Source organism: Nocardia sp. NPDC003999 (genome assembly GCF_053604885.1).
Window position 1 is genome coordinate 414,710 of sequence record NZ_JBSGIB010000002.1, and the last position, 17,420, is coordinate 432,129.

Annotated in this window: 17 protein-coding genes; 6 read left to right on the top strand and 11 right to left on the bottom strand. The window is 68.8% G+C overall.

Translation table 11 applies throughout. The features are described 5' to 3' along the window. Nucleotides 1-15: 15 nt before the first annotated feature. The 3 genes from ACWESM_RS05735 to ACWESM_RS05745 all read left to right on the top strand — a co-directional run bounded on the left by ACWESM_RS05735 (nt 16) and on the right by ACWESM_RS05745 (nt 4,199). Complete coding sequence (locus tag ACWESM_RS05735; protein WP_397275029.1) at nt 16-2,142, top strand: ATP-binding cassette domain-containing protein; 2,127 nt, start codon at nt 16-18, stop codon at nt 2,140-2,142. Beyond that, a complete protein-coding gene (locus ACWESM_RS05740) occupies nt 2,142-2,879 on the top strand; it encodes an energy-coupling factor transporter transmembrane component T family protein (protein WP_355074890.1) in 738 nt (245 codons plus the stop codon). Before ACWESM_RS05735 ends, ACWESM_RS05740 begins: the two co-directional genes overlap by 1 nt. Nucleotides 2,880-3,545: 666 nt before the next feature. Next, entirely contained in the window at nt 3,546-4,199 is a 654-nt protein-coding gene (locus tag ACWESM_RS05745; protein ID WP_452491038.1) for an ammonium transporter, read from the top strand. Between the two features lie 163 nt (nt 4,200-4,362). Here ACWESM_RS05745 and ACWESM_RS05750 read toward each other — a convergent pair whose 3' ends face one another. Then, on the bottom strand, nt 4,363-5,631 hold the full coding sequence (locus ACWESM_RS05750) for a lipase family protein (protein ID WP_397275032.1): 1,269 nt from the start codon (nt 5,629-5,631) through the stop codon (nt 4,363-4,365). 251 nt (nt 5,632-5,882) lie between these two features. Between ACWESM_RS05750 and ACWESM_RS05755 the strand changes: the two genes are divergently transcribed. After that, a complete protein-coding gene (locus tag ACWESM_RS05755) occupies nt 5,883-6,527 on the top strand; it encodes a cysteine hydrolase family protein (RefSeq protein ID WP_355074896.1) in 645 nt (214 codons plus the stop codon). A gap of 42 nt (nt 6,528-6,569) precedes the next feature. Here the strand turns inward: ACWESM_RS05755 and ACWESM_RS05760 are convergent, their stop codons facing one another. Genes ACWESM_RS05760 through ACWESM_RS05780 form a run of 5 tightly spaced genes read right to left on the bottom strand, consistent with a single transcriptional unit; the run spans nt 6,570 to nt 11,253 of the window. Continuing rightward, complete coding sequence (locus ACWESM_RS05760; RefSeq protein ID WP_355074898.1) at nt 6,570-6,746, bottom strand: antitoxin; 177 nt, start codon at nt 6,744-6,746, stop codon at nt 6,570-6,572. 43 nt (nt 6,747-6,789) lie between these two features. Continuing rightward, nucleotides 6,790-9,090: an ATP-dependent DNA ligase gene (locus ACWESM_RS05765; RefSeq protein WP_452491039.1), complete on the bottom strand. Its 2,301-nt coding sequence runs from the start codon at nt 9,088-9,090 to the stop codon at nt 6,790-6,792. A 47-nt stretch (nt 9,091-9,137) separates the two neighbouring features. After that, nucleotides 9,138-9,344: an antitoxin gene (locus tag ACWESM_RS05770; protein WP_355074902.1), complete on the bottom strand. Its 207-nt coding sequence runs from the start codon at nt 9,342-9,344 to the stop codon at nt 9,138-9,140. 38 nt (nt 9,345-9,382) lie between these two features. After that, nucleotides 9,383-10,525 carry an MBL fold metallo-hydrolase gene (locus tag ACWESM_RS05775; RefSeq protein ID WP_412805369.1) on the bottom strand — a complete coding sequence of 381 codons (1,143 nt, stop codon included), beginning with the start codon at nt 10,523-10,525 and terminating at the stop codon, nt 9,383-9,385. Further along, nucleotides 10,525-11,253 carry an enoyl-CoA hydratase gene (locus ACWESM_RS05780; protein WP_355074906.1) on the bottom strand — a complete coding sequence of 243 codons (729 nt, stop codon included), beginning with the start codon at nt 11,251-11,253 and terminating at the stop codon, nt 10,525-10,527. Before ACWESM_RS05780 ends, ACWESM_RS05775 begins: the two co-directional genes overlap by 1 nt. Nucleotides 11,254-11,342: 89 nt before the next feature. Here ACWESM_RS05780 and ACWESM_RS05785 point away from each other — a divergent pair, with 89 nt between their 5' ends. Further along, nucleotides 11,343-12,446, top strand: coding sequence for an NAD(P)-binding domain-containing protein (locus ACWESM_RS05785; protein ID WP_364424960.1), 1,104 nt, complete (start codon nt 11,343-11,345; stop codon nt 12,444-12,446). 22 nt (nt 12,447-12,468) lie between these two features. On the opposite strand, the gene ACWESM_RS05790 is transcribed toward ACWESM_RS05785, so the two are convergent. The 5 genes from ACWESM_RS05790 to ACWESM_RS05810 all read right to left on the bottom strand — a co-directional run bounded on the left by ACWESM_RS05790 (nt 12,469) and on the right by ACWESM_RS05810 (nt 16,457). Further along, entirely contained in the window at nt 12,469-13,326 is an 858-nt protein-coding gene (locus tag ACWESM_RS05790) for an aldo/keto reductase (RefSeq protein ID WP_355074910.1), read from the bottom strand. A gap of 114 nt (nt 13,327-13,440) precedes the next feature. Next, nucleotides 13,441-15,027 carry a carboxyl transferase domain-containing protein gene (locus ACWESM_RS05795; protein WP_452491040.1) on the bottom strand — a complete coding sequence of 529 codons (1,587 nt, stop codon included), beginning with the start codon at nt 15,025-15,027 and terminating at the stop codon, nt 13,441-13,443. A 51-nt stretch (nt 15,028-15,078) separates the two neighbouring features. Next, the gene (locus ACWESM_RS05800; RefSeq protein ID WP_355074914.1) at nt 15,079-15,681 is read right to left on the bottom strand and encodes a GTP-binding protein; all 603 of its coding nucleotides are present in this window, start codon (nt 15,679-15,681) and stop codon (nt 15,079-15,081) included. After that, on the bottom strand, nt 15,662-16,036 hold the full coding sequence (locus tag ACWESM_RS05805) for a DUF742 domain-containing protein (RefSeq protein ID WP_039795171.1): 375 nt from the start codon (nt 16,034-16,036) through the stop codon (nt 15,662-15,664). The genes ACWESM_RS05800 and ACWESM_RS05805 overlap by 20 nt, the downstream gene beginning before the upstream one ends. Before the next feature lie 7 nt (nt 16,037-16,043). Beyond that, nucleotides 16,044-16,457 (bottom strand): roadblock/LC7 domain-containing protein, encoded by a 414-nt coding sequence (locus ACWESM_RS05810; protein WP_011207200.1) that lies wholly within the window; start codon nt 16,455-16,457, stop codon nt 16,044-16,046. 419 nt (nt 16,458-16,876) lie between these two features. Between ACWESM_RS05810 and ACWESM_RS05815 the strand changes: the two genes are divergently transcribed. After that, nucleotides 16,877-17,420 (top strand): hypothetical protein (locus ACWESM_RS05815; RefSeq protein ID WP_452491041.1); only part of this gene is annotated, 544 nt, incomplete at its 3' end.

Sequence of the window (17,420 nt, forward strand, 5' to 3'; positions counted from 1 at the left end):
TGGCAGACTTGTGCTGTGAATGAACTGGCCCGTCCGGGCGGATCGGATGTGCGCGGCCCGCTGCGTCCGATCGAGTTGGCCACCGGCGCCGTGCTGGGCGGAGCCGCCGTCGGGCTGGTGACCATCGGATCGGTCATCCCGTTCGCCGCCGCGCTCCAGCTGGTCGGCGCGGTCCCGATCGGGCTGATCGCGCATCGTTTCCGGCTGCGCGCCCTGGTCACCGCGACGATCGCGGCGACGCTGGTCACTTTCGTCGCCGCGGGCATGGCGTCCGCGACGGCGCTGGTCGCCTCGGCCACCGTGGGCGGGATCATCGGCGCCGTGAAGCGGCGTGGCGGCGGTGTCGTCGCCGCGTTCGGGCTCTCCTTGCTCGCCGGGCTGGCCTGGGCCGCGTTCGCCGTCGGGTCGCTTGCCCTGCTGTCGACCACCCGCGAACTGCTGTTCGACAACATCCGCAACGCGTCGCGCGGCTTCCAGGATCTCGCGGCGCGCCAAGAGCAGCTTGCCCCGCTCGGGCAGCTCGCCGCGGACCTGACCGACTCGGTGCTGCGCTGGTGGTGGGCGTGGGTCGGCGGCAGCGTCGCGCTCGGCATGGCGGCCACCGGCGTCTTCTCCTGGTACGTACTCGGCTCGGTGCTGGACCGGCTGGCCTGGCTGCCCGGCCGGGACCGGCTCGACGCGCCGCAAGACGACCGGCCCGTCGATCCGCTTCCGGTCACGCTGCGCGACGCGGGTTTCCGCTATCCCGGAGCGGCGCGCGATGCGCTGAGCGGTATCGATCTGACCGTTCGGGTCGGCGAATTCGTCGCCGTGGTCGGGCACAACGGTTCGGGCAAGTCCACGCTGACCCGCTTGCTGGCCGGGCTGCCGCCCACCTCGGGGTCGGCGCAGCGGCCCGGGTCGGCCGGGCTCGGCAGACTCGGCGGGACGGCGCTGGTGTTGCAGCGACCGGAGAGCCAGACCTTGGGCGTGCTCGTCGCCGATGACGTCGTGTGGGGATTGCCCACCGATCTCGCCGCCGCGGTGGATGTCGACGCACTGCTCGGCGAGGTCGGGCTCGCCGGAATGGGGGCGAAGGAGACCGCCACGCTCTCGGGCGGACAGCAACAGCGGTTGGCGGTCGCCGCCGCGCTGGCCCGGCGGCCCGCGCTGCTGATCGCCGACGAGGCGACCTCGATGATCGATCCGGACGGGCGGCGGGAACTGGTGGAGCTGCTTGCCTCGCTGCCGAAACGACACTCGATGGCCGTGGTGCTGGTGACCCACCACGAGGCCGACGCCGCGGTCGCCGACCGGGTGGTGCACCTGGCCGGGGGACGCACCGTGGCGCATCTGCCGGCGTGGCCGCGTCCGGCGCAGGACACGCGACGCAGGCCGATGGGCGCGCCGGTCCTCGAACTGCGCGACGTCCGGCACACCTACAACCGCGCGACGCCGTGGGAGGCGCCCGCCCTGCACGGCGTCGACCTGTCCGTGTGCCAGGGCGAGGCCCTGCTGATCGTCGGCGGGAACGGCTCGGGCAAATCGACCCTGGCCTGGATCATGGCGGGCCTGATCGAACCGAGTTCGGGTCGGTGCGAGCTGCGCGGAAAGCCGATCGGCAAGCAGATCGGCCGGGTCGGACTGGCGTTCCAGCACTCCCGGCTGCAACTGCAGAAGCAGACCGTCGGCGCGGAGATCGCGGACTGGGGCGGTCGCGCGACCGGCTCTGGCGCGGTCGGCCGCGCGCTGGACGCGGTCGGGCTGGACCGTTCGCTGGCCGCGCGCTCGGTCGAGGAACTCAGCGGCGGCCAGGCCAAGCGAGTGGTGCTCGCGGCGATCGTGGCCAGCCATCCCCAAGTGGTCGTGCTCGACGAGCCGCTGGCCGGTCTCGACCCGGAGGGCCGGGCCGACATCGTGGAACTGCTCGCGCGGTTACGGGATTCCGGCTTGACGCTGATCGTCATATCGCACGACGTGGCCGACATGGCGGCGGTGTGCGACCGGACGGTGCGATTGCAGTCGGGACGCATTCTGGGAGCGGAATCGGCGCGGCAGACAGCGCCGGTGCCGAGTGACTCCGCCACGCGAGCCGATTCCGGACGGAACCCGGTGCGCGCGCCCGGAGAGACCGCGTGGCGGCTCGAGCACGGAGGTCGATGATGAGCACCGTTCTGCTGCGTCAGGTCCCGGTCGACAGTCCGGTCCACCGGTTGTGGGCGGGCACCAAGATGATCGGGGTGTTCCTGATCAGCCTGCTGCTGATGTTCCTGCCGTCCTGGCCGGTGCTCGGTGTGATGGCGGCGTTCCTCGTCTTCGTGGGCGCGGTCGCCCGGCTGCCGCTGGGCACTCTGCCACGGCTGCCGTGGTGGTTCTGGGCGCTGCTCGGCGCGGGAGCCCTGATCAACGTGCCGGTCGGCGGCACGGCGGTACTGCGCTATGCCCAGGTTCTGGCCTTCGGCCTGATCCTGGTGGCGGCCTCCTTCCTCATCGCGTGGACCACGCCGATGGGCGACATCGCGCCCGCCCTGGCCAAGCTGGGCGCGCCGTTGCGCCGGCTCCGGATTCCGGTGGACGAATGGGCTGTCGTCGTCGCGCTCACCTTCCGCGGTCTGCCGCTGCTCATGGAGGAGATCCGGGTGCTACGTGCCGCTCGCAGGCTGCGCCCGAAGGACGGCATGATCGCCCGCGCGGCCGACAACCCGCTCATCGACATCCTCACCGCCGCCATGGCGGTATCCACCCGCCGCGCCGGTGAATTGGGTGAGGCGATCACCGCACGCGGCGGCACCGGGCAGCTCACCGCCCGTCCCAGTGCACCCGGCCTGCGCGACGCTGTCGCGCTCGTGCTGGTAGTCGGCGTCTGTCTCGGTTCCATCGCGCTGCACGTGGTGCTGTGAGCGCGGTGAAAGGTGGGCGTAAATGCGGGGTCGAACGGGATCCTGGTCGGTTGCGGCCCCTGATGGCCGTCGGTGGAATTCCGGCAGGTCAATTCGCTGACCATTTGCAGACCGACTGGTACCTCTCGAAAAGACCCCGCAGGGGACCCCGGATGCGCCTCGCGCACAACGCATACGTCTCGAACGCATAGCAGCCGGCTCCGATACGGCGCACAGAGCACCGATCAGTACCACCGGCTGGGTCACCCGGTTCGCAGTCGCACCCCCGCGACCAGGACGTGCTGCCACGCCCCAGTGCGACACCAGCGAAAGCCCTTGTGGTACTGCGGCTTACACCTATCGGCGACGCGATGTGAAAGGCTCGGAATCGATGCCCCGATTCGGCGCATTACACCTTCATCCACCCGCGCGGAACCGACCGGTGCGATCAGAGCACCCCGGACCCGCACGAATGAATAGCTGATAGCTATAACTCATCAGGTAGCAAAAGTCGAAAGAATACCCTCTGAAATCGTGTCCCAAACCCCAAGGGCCACAGTACAGTTATCACTCGGAAGTAACTGTCTTTTGGATCACATCACGGATGGACACGTCGGCGGGGGAAGGAATTTCGGCGTGTGTCGCGTTCTCTAATGCTTGTAACCTGATGAAGATTGGATACCGAGAATGATTCTCCGGAGAGTCACCGCCGCCGCCGCTCCACTCGTCGCCGCACTCACGGTCGGGGCAGGCGTCGCGCACGCGGAACCGGCTGCGGCACCGGTCCCGGATATCGGGTACCAAGCCCAGCTGGTCGGCGACAAGATCGTCACGACACTCACCGCAGGCACGTTCGACGTGCGCGGCGACGCCGTGGACATCAAAGACGCCGCAGGCAATGTCGCGGTCACGCTGCCGCTCGCCTTCCGCCAGGAGGGGCTCGAATACCCCATGCCCCACCTCGTGCGGGACGCGGGCCGCGTACTGGAACTGACCGTCGTCAAGGACGCGGCGCAGGCTCACCCGGCGGCAACGCCGGTCGCGTCGCCGTTCGAGAACCAGCGCGCGATGGATGCCTTCCTGTCGCAATTCGGCATCGCCACCGCGGTCGGCGGGTTCATCGGCACGGTCATCGGCGCGCTCGTCGGATTGACCGGCCTCATCGGCGGTCCCATCGGAATCGGCACCGTGGTCGCCGGTGCGGGCATCGGCGGCATCATCGGCACGATCGTCGTCGGCGGTCCGGCCTTGATCATCGCGGGCATCGATCTGATCAGCACGCTGGCCGCCCAGCCCGGCACCACCAAGTGGATGGACACCACCGGGCGTTCGCAGAACTGACCGACGCCAGCGAGCACGACGCGCACCGAATCGGCCGGGATCCGGTGCGCTCTCGTCTGTGCGCACCAGTCGGTGCCGCCCGGACGCGATGCCGCGACTCGCGATCACACATCCGGCTCCATCGCCGGGAGTACCGCGGTCGACCTTCGAGGCGGTCGTCCCCCTACCGCTCATGGCATCCAGGAGCCGCCGGCAGACCGGCGAACCGGTCGGCGAGGAAGTTCATCGCGCCCGGCGCCTCACCGATCGCCGTCGGGTTGTGGGTGGGCAGCATCGAGTGCACCGAGGTGACGGTCGCGCCCAGGGCGCAGTACCGGCCGACCAAGTCGGTGAAACCCGCTACGGGGATCACGTCGTCGGTGCGGCTGTGGTACAGGTACATCGGCGCCTCCGGCGCGCTGCCGCCGAGTTCCTCGACTTCGGTGGCGGCGCGAAATGCCGGGTGCGAGAACACATCGGGCACAGCGGCGAAGTCGGCGACCTGCGCGCCCGCGTATATCGGCACCAGATCGGACCCGCAGGCCGCGCCGTTCTCCACCAGCGCCGCGAGCCCCTGCTCGTTGAGCAAGTCCAGCACGCCCCCGGCAGGATCGTTGCGGGCGAGCGCGAACAGGATGAGCAAAGCGAGCCCGGTCTGGATGGTGCCGTCCGCGTCGGCGGCTATGGCGGGCCAATCCGCGGGGATCCCGCCGGAAGTGATGCCCGCGAATCGGACGTCCGGCGCGTACCACGGCTGCAGCTGCGCGGCCCACAGCGTGGCGAACGCTCCGCCGGAGTAGCCCCAGGTGCCGATGGGCGTCGCGGGCCCGAGCCCGGCTTGCGGGAGATCACGGGCCGCCCGGATGCCGTCCAGCACGCCGCGTCCGGAGTTAACGCCATCCAGGAAGCGGGACCGCGGCCCCTCGTAGTCGCTGACCACCACCGCCCACCCGCGGCGTAGCGCCTCCGCCATGAACGGCGTGTCGATCAGCGTGTTCACCGCGCCGGAATCCCAGCCGCCGCGCAGCGCGAACGACGGCGCGCAGCGCGTGCCGAGACTGTCCTCGGCCACCTGATACGACAGCAGCGGCCGGGAGCCGGGCCCGAACCACGGCAGCATCGGGACCAGCACGGTCGCCACGTCGGCGACGGGATCTTCGCTCGAGTCGGTGCTGCGGTATTTCACCTGCCATGCCGAAATCGGCAGGGGCAACCCGAACAACGCGATCGGCCGGGAATCCAGCACGGCGCCGTCGTGGTAGCGCGCGAGATCCGCGGGGGCGGCGTAGAACGGGTCGCGATCCGGCGGTGGTAGCTCGGCGTGTGCCGCAGGTGCGGCGGCCAGACAGGCGGCCAGCACGAGCAAAGCGGCCAGCAGAACCCGCGGGATCGTCGTGCACACAGATCGGTCGCGCGCCTGCGCGATGACAGGCACTGCATCGGCGTCCTTCATCAGAGCCTCCCCAGTTCCGGCGAGGCGGCAGATGTCCCGGCGCGGTCAGCGGCGGCTCACCTGACCTCCAGGCTTTCCACGGTACTGCCGGGCCGACCGACCCGGCAACGGTCTATCGCAGGTCACACCCACCGCCGCCGCTGTCCGTGCGGCTGGTTACAGTGTTGGCCAAAACACCCCCAGCGCAAGCGAATAGCTGTCCGGCGCGACCCCGCCCGCAGCGCGAGCGCAACGAAGAGGAGTAGCCGAGCATGCGGCATGGCAACGGACTGGACATCCCCGAAGGACTCGCCGATGTGTGCGCCCCGGACCGGATGGCCGTGATCGTCTACGACATGCAGGTCGGTGTGCTCAGCCAGTTGCCGGACGGCCCGGAGATCATCGAGCGGGTGGTGGGGGTGGTCGACGCGGCGCGTTCCGGCGGCTACCCGGTGGTGTTCCTACGCCATTTCTTCCTGCCCGAGCGGCTCAGCGGAACCTTCGCGCTGCGGATGGCCATGAGCTGGCAGCAGGTGGATTCGGTGGACAAGGTGCGCTTCATCCTGCAGCGCGACACCCCCGCCTTCGAGCTCGTGCCCGAACTGCGGCCGCGCGCCGACGAGGTGGTGTTCGACAAGACGTCGATGTCGGCCTTCGAAGGCACTCCGCTGGCCTCGATGCTGCGCGACCTGCGCATCGGCGCCTACGCGATCGCGGGCGTCGCGCTGGAGATCGGCATCGCGCCCACGGTCACGCATTCCACCGATCTCGGATTCGTGCCCGTGGTGATCAGCGACGCGGTCGGCGGCCGGGACAAGGAAGCCATGGCGCGGGCTTACGACGATTTCGAGTTCCAGGGCCACGCGCTCGTCACCGATATCGCGACCATCACCCCGCTGCTCACGGGCGCGGGCTGAGCCGCGAAGGGGACCCGGCCGGTGCCGGGTCCCGTTCGAAGATCACTGCTCCCGCAGGGCTTTCTTGGCCGCGTCCTGGGCGGCGTCCACCTGGCCGGAGTACTTGTTGCCCGTCTTCTCGTCGACGAGGTCGCCCGCCTTGTCGATGACCGCGTCCAGCTTGTCCGCGTTCTTCTGGGCCAGGTCCATCGCCTTACCCGCCAGGTTCTTGAAGTCCACCGTGCACTCCTCGTTTCGAGCTGGGAACAACCGCGCCCCAACCCTACCCAGCGCCGGGCGCGGGCCCGAGCCATGCGGGATGCCACAAACGACCCATCTCGGTCCAGTTCATGAACCGCACGGTGCCACTGAGTTTCGGCGTCACCCACACCGCTTCCTTGCGTTCTTCGGCGGTGAGTTCGTTGTCGAACGGCGAGGTCTTGCGTTCCAGCTTGCGCAGCCGCGCGGCCAGCTCCCGCATGTCCGGCTCGCTGAACCCGGTCCCGACCCGGCCGACGTAGTACAGCAGACCGTCGTGGGGAATGCCGATCAGCAGCGACTTGAACTCCCGCGCCGCGCTGCGCCGCCACCCGCCGATCAGCACCCGCTGGGTACGCCAATTGCGCTGCTTCACCCAGGCGTGCCCGCGTTTGCCAGGTAGGTACACCGAGTCCTTGCGTTTCGCGACCACGCCCTCCAGCCCGTGCTCCTGGCTGTAGCGCAGGGCATCGGCGCCCGAGCCGTCCAGTCGCGGCGGCACCACCAGCGACGGCGCGTTCGCCGCGAGCGCCTCCAAGACCCTGCGGCGATCGGCATATCGTTTGCGCAGCAGCGACGTACCGTCCAGGTACAACACGTCGAACGCGACGAACACCGCACGCGCCGCGTCGGCTTGCAGCAGACCGAGATTCGCGACGCCGTGATCGTCGAAGACGACGGCCTCGCCGTCCAGCACCACCTGGTGTGCGGACAGTTCCCGCCGCAACGCCGCGATACCGGGGTAGCGGTCGGTCACCACGTTCCCCGCCCGGCTGCGCAAAGTCAGCGCGTCGTTGTCGATCTCGGCGATCAGCCGGAAGCCGTCCCACTTCGTCTCGAAGCACCACTCGTCGGCGCCGAGCTCGGCGACCTCGCCGTGCGTCGCGAGCATCGGCGCGAGACCGCGCGGAAGCGTCGCGGGCCCGTTCGACGGACGGATGATCCGGCCCGGCGGCTCGTCCGGCTCCTCCCGCGGTTCGGCGCCGTTCCGCGCGCGCATCAGATGCATCAGCCACTGGTTGCCGTTGGTCTGGATCAGCGCGTACCGGCCGTTGAGCCGCTTGCCGTGGAATCGCACGATGACCTCGTCGTCGCGCCACTTCTCGGTCTCGTAGGTGCCGGAGTCCCAGATCGTCATCTCCCCGGCGCCGTACTCGCCTTTCGGGATGGCGCCGTGGAAGTCGAGATACTCCATCGGATGGTCCTCGGTGTGCACGGCCAGACGGTTCTGGTCGGTGGAGATCGGCGGCCCTTTCGGCACCGCCCAGGACACCAGGACCCCGTCGCGCTCCAGCCGCACGTCCCAGTGCAGGCGTCGCGCGTGATGTTCCTGCACGACGTAGCGGTTGTTCGTCCCCGGCGCGGGCGACTCGGCGGGTACCGGTTCGGGCGTGCGGGACGGATCGCGCATCGACCGATACTTGGTCAACGCGTCGGGCGAGGACGAGGCGTCCGGCGCGATCCGCGGATCCAGCTCGGCGAGCAGATCGCCGTCGGACCGGTACCTGGCCAGTACCTCGTCGAACCGCAAGTGCCGCAGCTTCTTCCGGTTCTCGATCTCCTTCCACGTGCGCGGGGCCGCGACGTTCGGCTCGGCCCGTCCCCGCATCGAATAGGGCGCGATGGTGGTCTTGGCCGGGTTGTTCTGGCTCCAGTCCAGGAAGACCTTGCCGCCGCGCGCCGCCTTCGCCATCGTCGCCGTGACCAGGTCCGGTTGCAGCCGTTGCAGATTCGTGGCCACCTGTCTCGCCACCGTGGATGCGCCGCCCGAACTGAGCGCGCGATCCAACGGCACGTACAGGTGAATTCCCTTGCTGCCGCTGGTCACCGGGAACGCGTGCAGCCCGATGCCCTCGACCATCTCGCGCACCGCGAGCGCCACCTCGGCGCATTCGGCGAGCCCGACGCCCTTGCCCGGGTCCAGGTCGAACACCAACCTGGTCGCCGGGCCCATGCTGTCGTCGTCGAAACGCCACTGCGGCACATGGACTTCCAGCGCGGCCTGTTGCGCCAGCCAGGCCAGCCCCGCTTCGGAATCGATCAGCGGATAGACGACCTTGCGATCGGAATGGCGCAGGGTGCGCCGCTCGGTCCAGGAGGGCGCGTGCGACGGGAGATTCTTCTCGAAGAAGGAGGGTTCGTCCACCCCGTTGGGCCAGCGTTTCCGGGTGACCGCCCGCCCGGCGATATGCGGCAGCATGGCGGGCGCGATCGCCGAATAATAGGCGATCACTTCGCCTTTGGTCGTTCCGGTGGCCGGGTACAGCACCTTGTCGAGGTTGCTCAGGTCAACCTCGATACCACCGAACTCGCGGCGGGCCGCCATATCCGAAGTGTAGCGGCGGAGGCCGCGGTGCGGCCTCCGCCGTGGGATCAGGCGTGCGGTCCGGACTGATCCGGCGGAACCACCTTCTTGGCGGCCTCTTTGCCCTTGGCGATCTGGTCCGAGTACTTGCCGTGCGTCTTCTGATCGATGAAGTCACCGGCCTTGTCGACCGCTTGATTGATCTTGCCTGCGTTCTTGGCCGCCGCGTCCTTCCCCTTGTCGACCAGGCCCTTGACCGTATCCGCGAAACTCATCGCCGTGATCCTTCCTGTCGCCGATTGTCCGGAGTCGTTCAGCCGATATTCTCCCACCACGTATCCGCGGGTGGGGCGCTCGACGGGTCCACACGCTGTCCCGGCATCGGCACCGCGACGTCGGTGCCCGCCGCCCGCGCCGCGGCCACCATGCGCGCGACCGGCTCGGACCAGCCGTGGAAGGCGAGATTGAAGGTGGCCCAGTGAATGGGCACCAGCAATCCGTGGCCGGGATTCCCGCCGCACAGGTCGGCGTGTGCCCGGACCGCCTCCTCGGGATTCATGTGCACGTCCGGCCAGCGCTCGTCGTAGGCGCCGATCGGCAGCAGCGTCAGATCGAACGGGCCGAGCGCCGCACCCGCCTCGGCGAACGCCTTGGTGAAGCCGGTGTCGCCGCCGAAGTAGGCCCGCCGGGTCGGACCTGCGATCGACCACGAGGCCCACAACGTCGTGTTGCGCAGCAGTCCGCGCCCGGAGAAATGCCGTGCCTCCGTGCAGGTGATCGCCAGATCCACGCCGTCGCGGTCCCGGCCGAGCTCGGCGAGCGTCACCGAACCGCCCCAGTCCAATTCGACGATGCGATCCTCCGGGACACCCCAGTGTCGCAAGTGCGCGCCGATACCGATCGGCACCAGAAACGGTGCGCTCTGGCGGGCCACCAACTCCCGGACGGTCTCCTTGTCCAGGTGGTCGTAGTGGTCGTGGGAGATGAGTACCGCGTCGATCGGCGGCAGGTCGGCCAGCGGCTGCGGCACGGGATGCATGCGCGCCGGGCCGACCAGCGGCGACGGCGAAACGCGCTCGCTCCACACCGGATCGGTGAGGATCCGGTACCCGTCGACCTCGATCAACGTCGTGGCGTGGCCGTACCAGGTGACGGCGAGAGCGGCCGCCGTGTCCGGTTGCTGCGGCGTCCGCAATGGGATGCTGCCCCGCGGCCGGCCCACGTTGCGCTGGGTCAGCGCCGAGACCAGCAGCGAGGGAGCCGAACCGGCGACCACTTGGCTACTGGGCTCGGTGTTGTGGAACTGTCGATCGCGATAGGTGGTCGCACCCACCGCGTACGGCTGGATCGCCGAGATCGAAGCGCCCATCGCCGATGGGATGTCCCACACCGCCCGCACCACCCAGGTGAGGCCGAGCGCGCCTGCCGCGGCGCCCGCGATCCGTCTGATGTCCATCATCGCCCCACAAACTTCGCGGGGCGCTTTTCCTGCCTGGCCAAACGACCCTCCTTGGCATCCTCGCTCGTCCACGCGGCCTCCAGTGCCGCGCGCTGCTGCGCGGTTTCCGGATCGCGCGTTCCGTCGTCATTGAGCACCAGCTTCATGTGCCGCAGGGACAGCGGGGCCAGCGCCGCGATGTGCTTGGCCCAAGCCTGCGCGTCGGCCACGGTGCCGATCCGGTTGGCGAACCCGAACGCGTAGGCGTCGTCGGCCGATATCTGCTCGGCCCCCAGCAACACCGTCCGCGCCGGACCGCCGCCGATCAAAGCGGCGAGCCTGCGCACGGTCCACCGATCGACGGTGATGCCCAGTTTCGCCGCGGGGACCGCGATGTACGCCTCCGGCGCGATCACCCGCAGGTCGGAAGCGAGCGCCAACTGCACACCGGCGCCGATCGCGGCGCCGTTGATCGCCGAAATCACCGGGACCGGGGCCGATTCGATCGCGTGCAACATTTCCAGCAATCCGGACAGGAAATCGTCCGAATACACCCCGGACAAGTCGGCGCCCGCGCTGAACACCGGGCCCCGCCCGGTCAATACGATGGCCCGGGCCTGGTCGGCGACCGCGGCGAGCACTGCCTCGCGCAGCAGTGTCACGAGTTCGTGATTGAGCGCGTTGCGGCGCTCCTCCCGCTGAAGTTCGATGGTGACCACGTCACCATCGCGGCTGACCCCGAGCATGCGACCTCCCCGACTGAACGGTCCGTCTGTTCTCTTCACTCTGCCACAGCGGACTACCCGTTCCACGCCGGGCGATACGATCACCGGCTGTGCCGACCGACTTCGACATCCTGGTGATCGGCGCTGGTCAGGCGGGGCTCTCGGCCGGATACCACCTCCAGCGCCTCGGACTGCGTCCCGAGCGGCACTTTCTGCTCGTCGATCGGTCGCCCGGCCCGGGCGGCGCTTGGCAGTTCCGCTGGCCCTCCCTCACCCTGGACACGGTCAACCGTGTGCACGATCTGCCCGGTATGTCGTTCGCCGAGACCTTGCCGCCCGGTTCGTCGTCCGTGCCCGCCGCGACCGCCGTGCCGCACTACTACGAGCTGTACGAGAAACGATTCGACCTGCGCGTGCACCGGCAGGTATCGGTCACCGTGGTCTGCGACCGGACCGAGGAAGGCGCCCCCGCCGAGCGGGGTGCGGTGCTCAACGCGGAGACCGATACGGCGGGCACGATCCGGGTACGCGGCCTGATCAACTGCACCGGCACCTGGGAGCGTCCGTTCGTTCCGCACTACCCCGGGGCGCAGACCTTCGCCGGACGCCAGCTGCACACCCACGACTACCGCACTGCCGAGGAGTTCGCGGGCGAGCACGTCGTGGTGGTGGGCGGCGGCATCTCGGCGGTCCAGCTGCTCGACGAGATCTCCCGTGTCACCACGACGACCTGGGTCACGAGGACACCGCCGCGCTTCCGCGAGAACACCTTCACCGAAGCGGCCGGCCGCGCCGCGGTAGCAATGGTCGAAGACCGGGTGCGGCGTGGGCTGCCGCCGGGATCGGTGGTCTCGGTCACCGGGCTACCGCTCGATGACCGGCTACGGGCGGCGCGGGCCCGCGGCGCGCTCACCCGCCTGCCGATGTTCGAACGCATCGAGCCCGACGGGGTGCGGTGGGCCGACGGAACCTTTCAGCGAGCGGATGTGATCCTCTGGGCCACCGGCTTCCGCAGCGCGCTGGACCACCTCGCGCCGCTGCGGCTGCGCGGTCCCGGCGGCGGCATCACCATGTCGGGACGGCTGGCCACCCGTGTGGCCGCCGATCCGCGCATCCACCTGATCGGGTACGGACCGTCGGCCAGCACGATCGGGGCCAATCGAGCGGGGCGCGCGGCGGCCCTCGAACTCACCGAATACCTCGGACTGCGCTGACCGGCCCCGGCGCTTCCCGCGGTCAGTCGATCAGGCCGTAGGTGAACCGGTCCGGGTCCGGACCGATGCGCGCACCGGCATCCAGGCCGTTGATCGCGTCCATCTGCTCCGGCGTCAGCTCGAAACCGAATACGTCGAAGTTCTCGGCGATCCGCGACGGTGTGACCGACTTGGGAATGACGATGTTGCCCAATTGCAGGTGCCAGCGGATGATCACCTGCGCCGGGGTGCGGCCGACCTCGGCGGCCACCGCCGAGATGGTCCTCTCGTCGAGCAAGGTGCCCTGCCCGAGCGGGCTCCACGCCTCGGTGGCGATCGCGTTGCCCGCGTGGTACTCGCGCAGCTCGCGTTGTGCCAGCCTCGGGTGCAGCTCGACCTGGTTCACCACCGGGATCTCACCGGTCTCGGCGATGAGCCGTTGAATGTTCGCGACCGTGAAGTTCGAGACGCCGATCGACCGCACCCGGCCATGCGACTTCAGGGCCTGGAAGGCACGGAAGGTGTCCACGAAGCGGTCGGCCTCGGCCACCGGCCAGTGGATGAGGTACAGGTCGAGGTAGTCCAAGCCGAGCCGCTGCAGGCTCGCGTCGAAAGCGCGCAGCGTGGAGTCGTAGCCCTGCTCGGCATTCCACAGCTTGGTCGTGACGTAGATCTCATCCCTGGGCAGGCCGGATTCCCTGATCGCACGGCCGGTGCCCTCTTCGTTTCCGTAGATCGCGGCCGTATCGATACTGCGATAGCCGACCTCGAGCGCAGTGGTGACGGCCGAGAAGACGTCCTCGGAGGGCACTTGGAACACGCCGAAGCCGAGCTGCGGGATCACGTTCCCGTCGTTCAGCACGATCGAGGGAACGGTGCTGGTCTCGCTTTTGAAGGTCACATTCCGACGGTAGAAGTGTGGCGGCGAACCGTCAATCACGCACTCGGGTGTGTTGGCTTGTAATTTGCTGGGAACGGGAGCTTGCGGACCGCGGACTTTCCGCGTTCACCGCGGTCAGCTCGTCGAGCCGGGCAACCCGAGCCGCCGGTACCGCGTCTGCCGAGCCGTCGGCAACTCCGATTCCGGACGGGCGCGCAAGGCCGCCAGTTCGTGCGCGATCGCGGCGACCATCCGGCGGGCGAAGTCCACCGGCTCGTCCGCCGCGTCGGGCAATTCCGGCACGATCCGGTCGACCACGCCGTCGGCCAGCAGGTCAGGGGCGCTGATCCGTTGCGCCGCAGCCAATTCCGCAGCATGATCGGTGTCACGGAAGACGATGGCGCTCGCCCCCTCCGGCGGCAGCGGGGCCAGCCACGCATGTGTGGCGGCGAGCACCCGGTCGGCGGGCAGCAGCGCCAGCGCGCCGCCGCCGGTGCCCTGGCCGAGCAGCACCGACACGGTCGGGGTATCCAACGTCACCAGATCGGCTATGCAGCGAGCGATCTCGGGCGCCAGCCCGCGTTCCTCGGCCTCCTTCGACAGCGCCGCGCCTACGGTGTCGATGACCAGAACCAAAGGCAGCCGCAACTCCTGAGCAAGCGCCATACTGCGCCGCGCCTCGCGCAGCGCCGCCGGACCCATGGTGTTCTCACCCTGCTGTCCTCGCCGATCGTGCCCGAACACCACACACGGCTGCCCACGGAAACGGCCGAGAGCGAGCACGGCGGTGCGATCGGACTCGCCCTGACCGGTGCCGCTGAGCGGAACTCGTTGCGTCACATGACGAAGGAGATCCCGAATGCCGGGACGCTCCGGGCGGCGGGAGATGAGGACCGACCGCCACACCCGATCGTCCGCGGCGCGATCACATTCGGCATCGGACTGAATCGACTCTGTCGCAACGTCGTTCGAATGCGGAGCAGATACCGGCCGGTGCGGCTCCGATGCCGCGATCTGCTCGGAACTCCGTCCAGCAGCCGAATCCGGCAATTCGATGCCGCTGAACACACTCAACGCGCGATGGGAGATACGGCGGAAGACCGGAATCGTCAGAACGCCGTCGATTACGCCGCGCCGATACAGGTTCTCCGCGGTCTGCACGCCTTCCGGGAAAGGTCTGCCGTATAGGGCCTGATAGACCCGAGGGCCGAGAAACCCGATGAGCGCCCCAGGTTCGGCGAAAGTGATGTGCCCCAACGAACCCCACGACGCAAAAACGCCGCCCATCGTCGGGTTGCGAAGGTAGACGACGTAGGGGTACCCCGCCGACTTGTGCGCCGCCACCGCACCGGCGATCTTCACCATCTGCACGAAGGCGACGGTGCCCTCCTGCATCCTGGTCCCGCCGGAGGTCGGCGAAGCGACCAACGGCAGCCCGAGTTCGGTGGCGCGCTCGACCGCCGAGACGATCCGCTCCGCCGCCGCGACACCGATCGAGCCGGCCAGAAATCCGAACTCGCAGGCGATCACGGCCACGCGCCGACCACGCAGCAGCCCTTCGCCGGTGAGCACCGATTCGTCGGTGCCCGCCGCGACGGCCGCCTTCCGCAAGGCATCGCGGTACCGCGGAGAAACGGCCACCGTCACCGGCGGCCGGTCCCAGCTGACGAACGAGTTCTTGTCGAGCAGTTGCTCGAGTAACTCTCGCGCCGAAGTACGCACCGGGCGAGCCTATCCGGCCCTACCCAATGCTCCGGCGAGCCGCGCGAGCACTCAGTAGCCCTGCATCACCTTGCGCAGCGCGTACTCGGTGAGCGCGACCAGGGCCTGCTTGGCCGGCTCCCGGCGACGGGCGTCGATGGACATGATCGGCACATCGGCAGGCACGGCGAGCGCCTGCCGGATGTCCTCGATCGGGTAACGCGGCGCGTCGTCGAATTCGTTGAGCGCCACCAGGAACGGTAGGCCGCGCGCTTCGAAGTAGTCGACGGCCGCGAAGCTGTCCTCCAGCCTGCGGGTGTCGACCAGTACGACGGCGCCGATGGCGCCCCGGATCAGGTCGTCCCACATGAACCAGAATCGGTACTGGCCGGGCGTGCCGAACAGGTACAACACGAGATCGTCGGCGAGACTGATCCGGCCGAAGTCCATCGCCACGGTGGTGGTCGATTTCATCGGGATGCCGGTCAGATTGTCGATCCCGGCGCTGGCATTGGTCACCAATGCCTCGGTGCGCAGCGGAACGATCTCCGAGACAGCACCGACCAACGTGGTCTTCCCGACGCCGAAGCCACCCGCGACCACGATCTTCGCCGATGTTGGCTTACTGGTACGAGTGTCGACCTGCGCCGTCGAATCAAATACGCCGGAGTCCACTGAGAACCCTTTCGATCAGCTCGCGACGCTCATCGTCGCTGGAATCGTCTTTCAAAGTCGCCGAAACGCGCACGTGCCCGGCCTCGATCAAATCGGCCACGAGCACACGGGCCACCCCGATAGGGATACCCAATCGGGCTGCTACCTCGGCAACGGACGGCGATTCTCTGCACAACTCCACGATTGACGTCTCGATGTTGGTCAGTTCGAACTGCCGCTCCAGGGCGACCGGATGCGATGCGACGAGAGCCTCCAACGCCAACTCGACCGCGGGCCTGGTGCGGCCTGCGGTCAGCGAGTACGGCCGTACGAGGCTGGGCTCGACGCTTCCCACGCGGTGATCTTCTATGTCCATCCCACCATCAGGAACCCATCGTGACGCGTGGTGTGGCCTGAACAGTCTGGCCAACCCGCTCGACCAACAGAGCCATCTCGTAGCCGACCTGACCGATGTCACACGAAGTGTTGGTCAGCACAGCGAGATAGGAACCGTCGCCGACAGCCATGAGTAGCAGGTAACCGTGCTCCATCTCGACGACGGACTGCAGCACGGTGCCGCCCTCGAACAGGTTCGAGACGCCGACTGACAGGCTGGCCAGACCGGCCGTGACGGCCGAGAGCTGTTCGGCGCGGTCGACGGGCAGTTGGGCACTCGCGGCCATGAGTAGGCCGTCAGCCGAGACCAGGACAGCATGGGCTACGCCAGGAACCTCGTTGGCAAAGTTCGAAACCAGCCAATCCAGCTGACGATTCGTACCACCTAGATCGGGGTTCATCGGTCTCCTTTATCTCCGGTTAGGTTCATTGCTCTCATTGCGCGGCCATCCCGGACGCCCTGCTGGTGACGACTCAAGCTGGACCTGATCGTTTCTGGGTCGCGGCGCGGCGCCCGATCCGCCGCACCGCTGACGCCGCCGGGGACAAGCCTTCCGCCCGGATTGCGTTGCGGCAACCCCGCCGCCGTTTTCGTCTCCGGCTGCGCCTCGCTTGCCCGGCGAGCCGCTTGCCAACCCTCGTCACCCGGCGATTCGAAGGAGGCAGCCACCTGGGACCTATCCGTGTTGGGATCCGACAGCCACGCCGACATCATCTCGGCGAAGATCGGCGTTCCGCCCATCGACGCTCCCGACTCGTCCGCGGGCTGCAACCTGGTCTGGAAGAACGACGCCGTCTTGGCCGGGTTGGACCGGAAGCTGTGCTTGCCGGGATCGCGCCCCGGCGAGGCGGCAGGCTGCTCTGGGCTCGCGGCGTGCTGGCCACCGCGATCGCGCTGCGGGAGCGCGATACCCGGCGGTACGGGCTGGCGCTGCGGCGCCTGAGCGCCCGGCTGCCGCTGTGGCAGACCGGTCAGCCCGCTCTCGCGCTGCGGAAGGCTCGACGGCGCTGGCGGACGCTGCGGCAGACCGCTCGCCGTCGCATCTCGTTGCGGCAGACCGTTGCCGACGGCAGGCAGCGCGCCGGAGCCCGGCTCCCGCTGCGTCAAGCCGTTGGCGGACTCACGCTGCGGCAGACGGTGAGCACCGGCATCCCGCTGCGGCAGACCGTTGCCGGGTTCACGCTGCGGCAGACCGGTGGGCGCCGCATCGCGCTGCGGCAGGCTGGGCGTGGGCTGCCGCGATGGCAGGCCGGTAGCACCCGATTCACGCTGCGGCAGGCCGGTAGCGCCCGGCTCACGCGACGGCAGACCCGTCGCGCCCGATTCACGCTGCGGCAGACCGGTAGCACCTGGCTCACGCTGC

What these genes read in the sequence shown, in the direction of transcription:
- ACWESM_RS05740 (WP_355074890.1), top strand. Translation starts at nt 2,142, where the DNA reads ATGAGCACCGTTCTGCTGCGTCAGGTCCCGGTCGACAGTCCGGTCCAC.
- ACWESM_RS05745 (WP_452491038.1), top strand. Translation starts at nt 3,546, where the DNA reads ATGATTCTCCGGAGAGTCACCGCCGCCGCCGCTCCACTCGTCGCCGCA.
- ACWESM_RS05750 (WP_397275032.1), bottom strand. Translation starts at nt 5,631, where the DNA reads ATGAAGGACGCCGATGCAGTGCCTGTCATCGCGCAGGCGCGCGACCGA.
- ACWESM_RS05755 (WP_355074896.1), top strand. Translation starts at nt 5,883, where the DNA reads ATGCGGCATGGCAACGGACTGGACATCCCCGAAGGACTCGCCGATGTG.
- ACWESM_RS05765 (WP_452491039.1), bottom strand. Translation starts at nt 9,090, where the DNA reads ATGGCGGCCCGCCGCGAGTTCGGTGGTATCGAGGTTGACCTGAGCAAC.
- ACWESM_RS05770 (WP_355074902.1), bottom strand. Translation starts at nt 9,344, where the DNA reads ATGAGTTTCGCGGATACGGTCAAGGGCCTGGTCGACAAGGGGAAGGAC.
- ACWESM_RS05775 (WP_412805369.1), bottom strand. Translation starts at nt 10,525, where the DNA reads ATGGACATCAGACGGATCGCGGGCGCCGCGGCAGGCGCGCTCGGCCTC.
- ACWESM_RS05780 (WP_355074906.1), bottom strand. Translation starts at nt 11,253, where the DNA reads ATGCTCGGGGTCAGCCGCGATGGTGACGTGGTCACCATCGAACTTCAG.
- ACWESM_RS05805 (WP_039795171.1), bottom strand. Translation starts at nt 16,036, where the DNA reads ATGGACATAGAAGATCACCGCGTGGGAAGCGTCGAGCCCAGCCTCGTA.
- ACWESM_RS05810 (WP_011207200.1), bottom strand. Translation starts at nt 16,457, where the DNA reads ATGAACCCCGATCTAGGTGGTACGAATCGTCAGCTGGATTGGCTGGTT.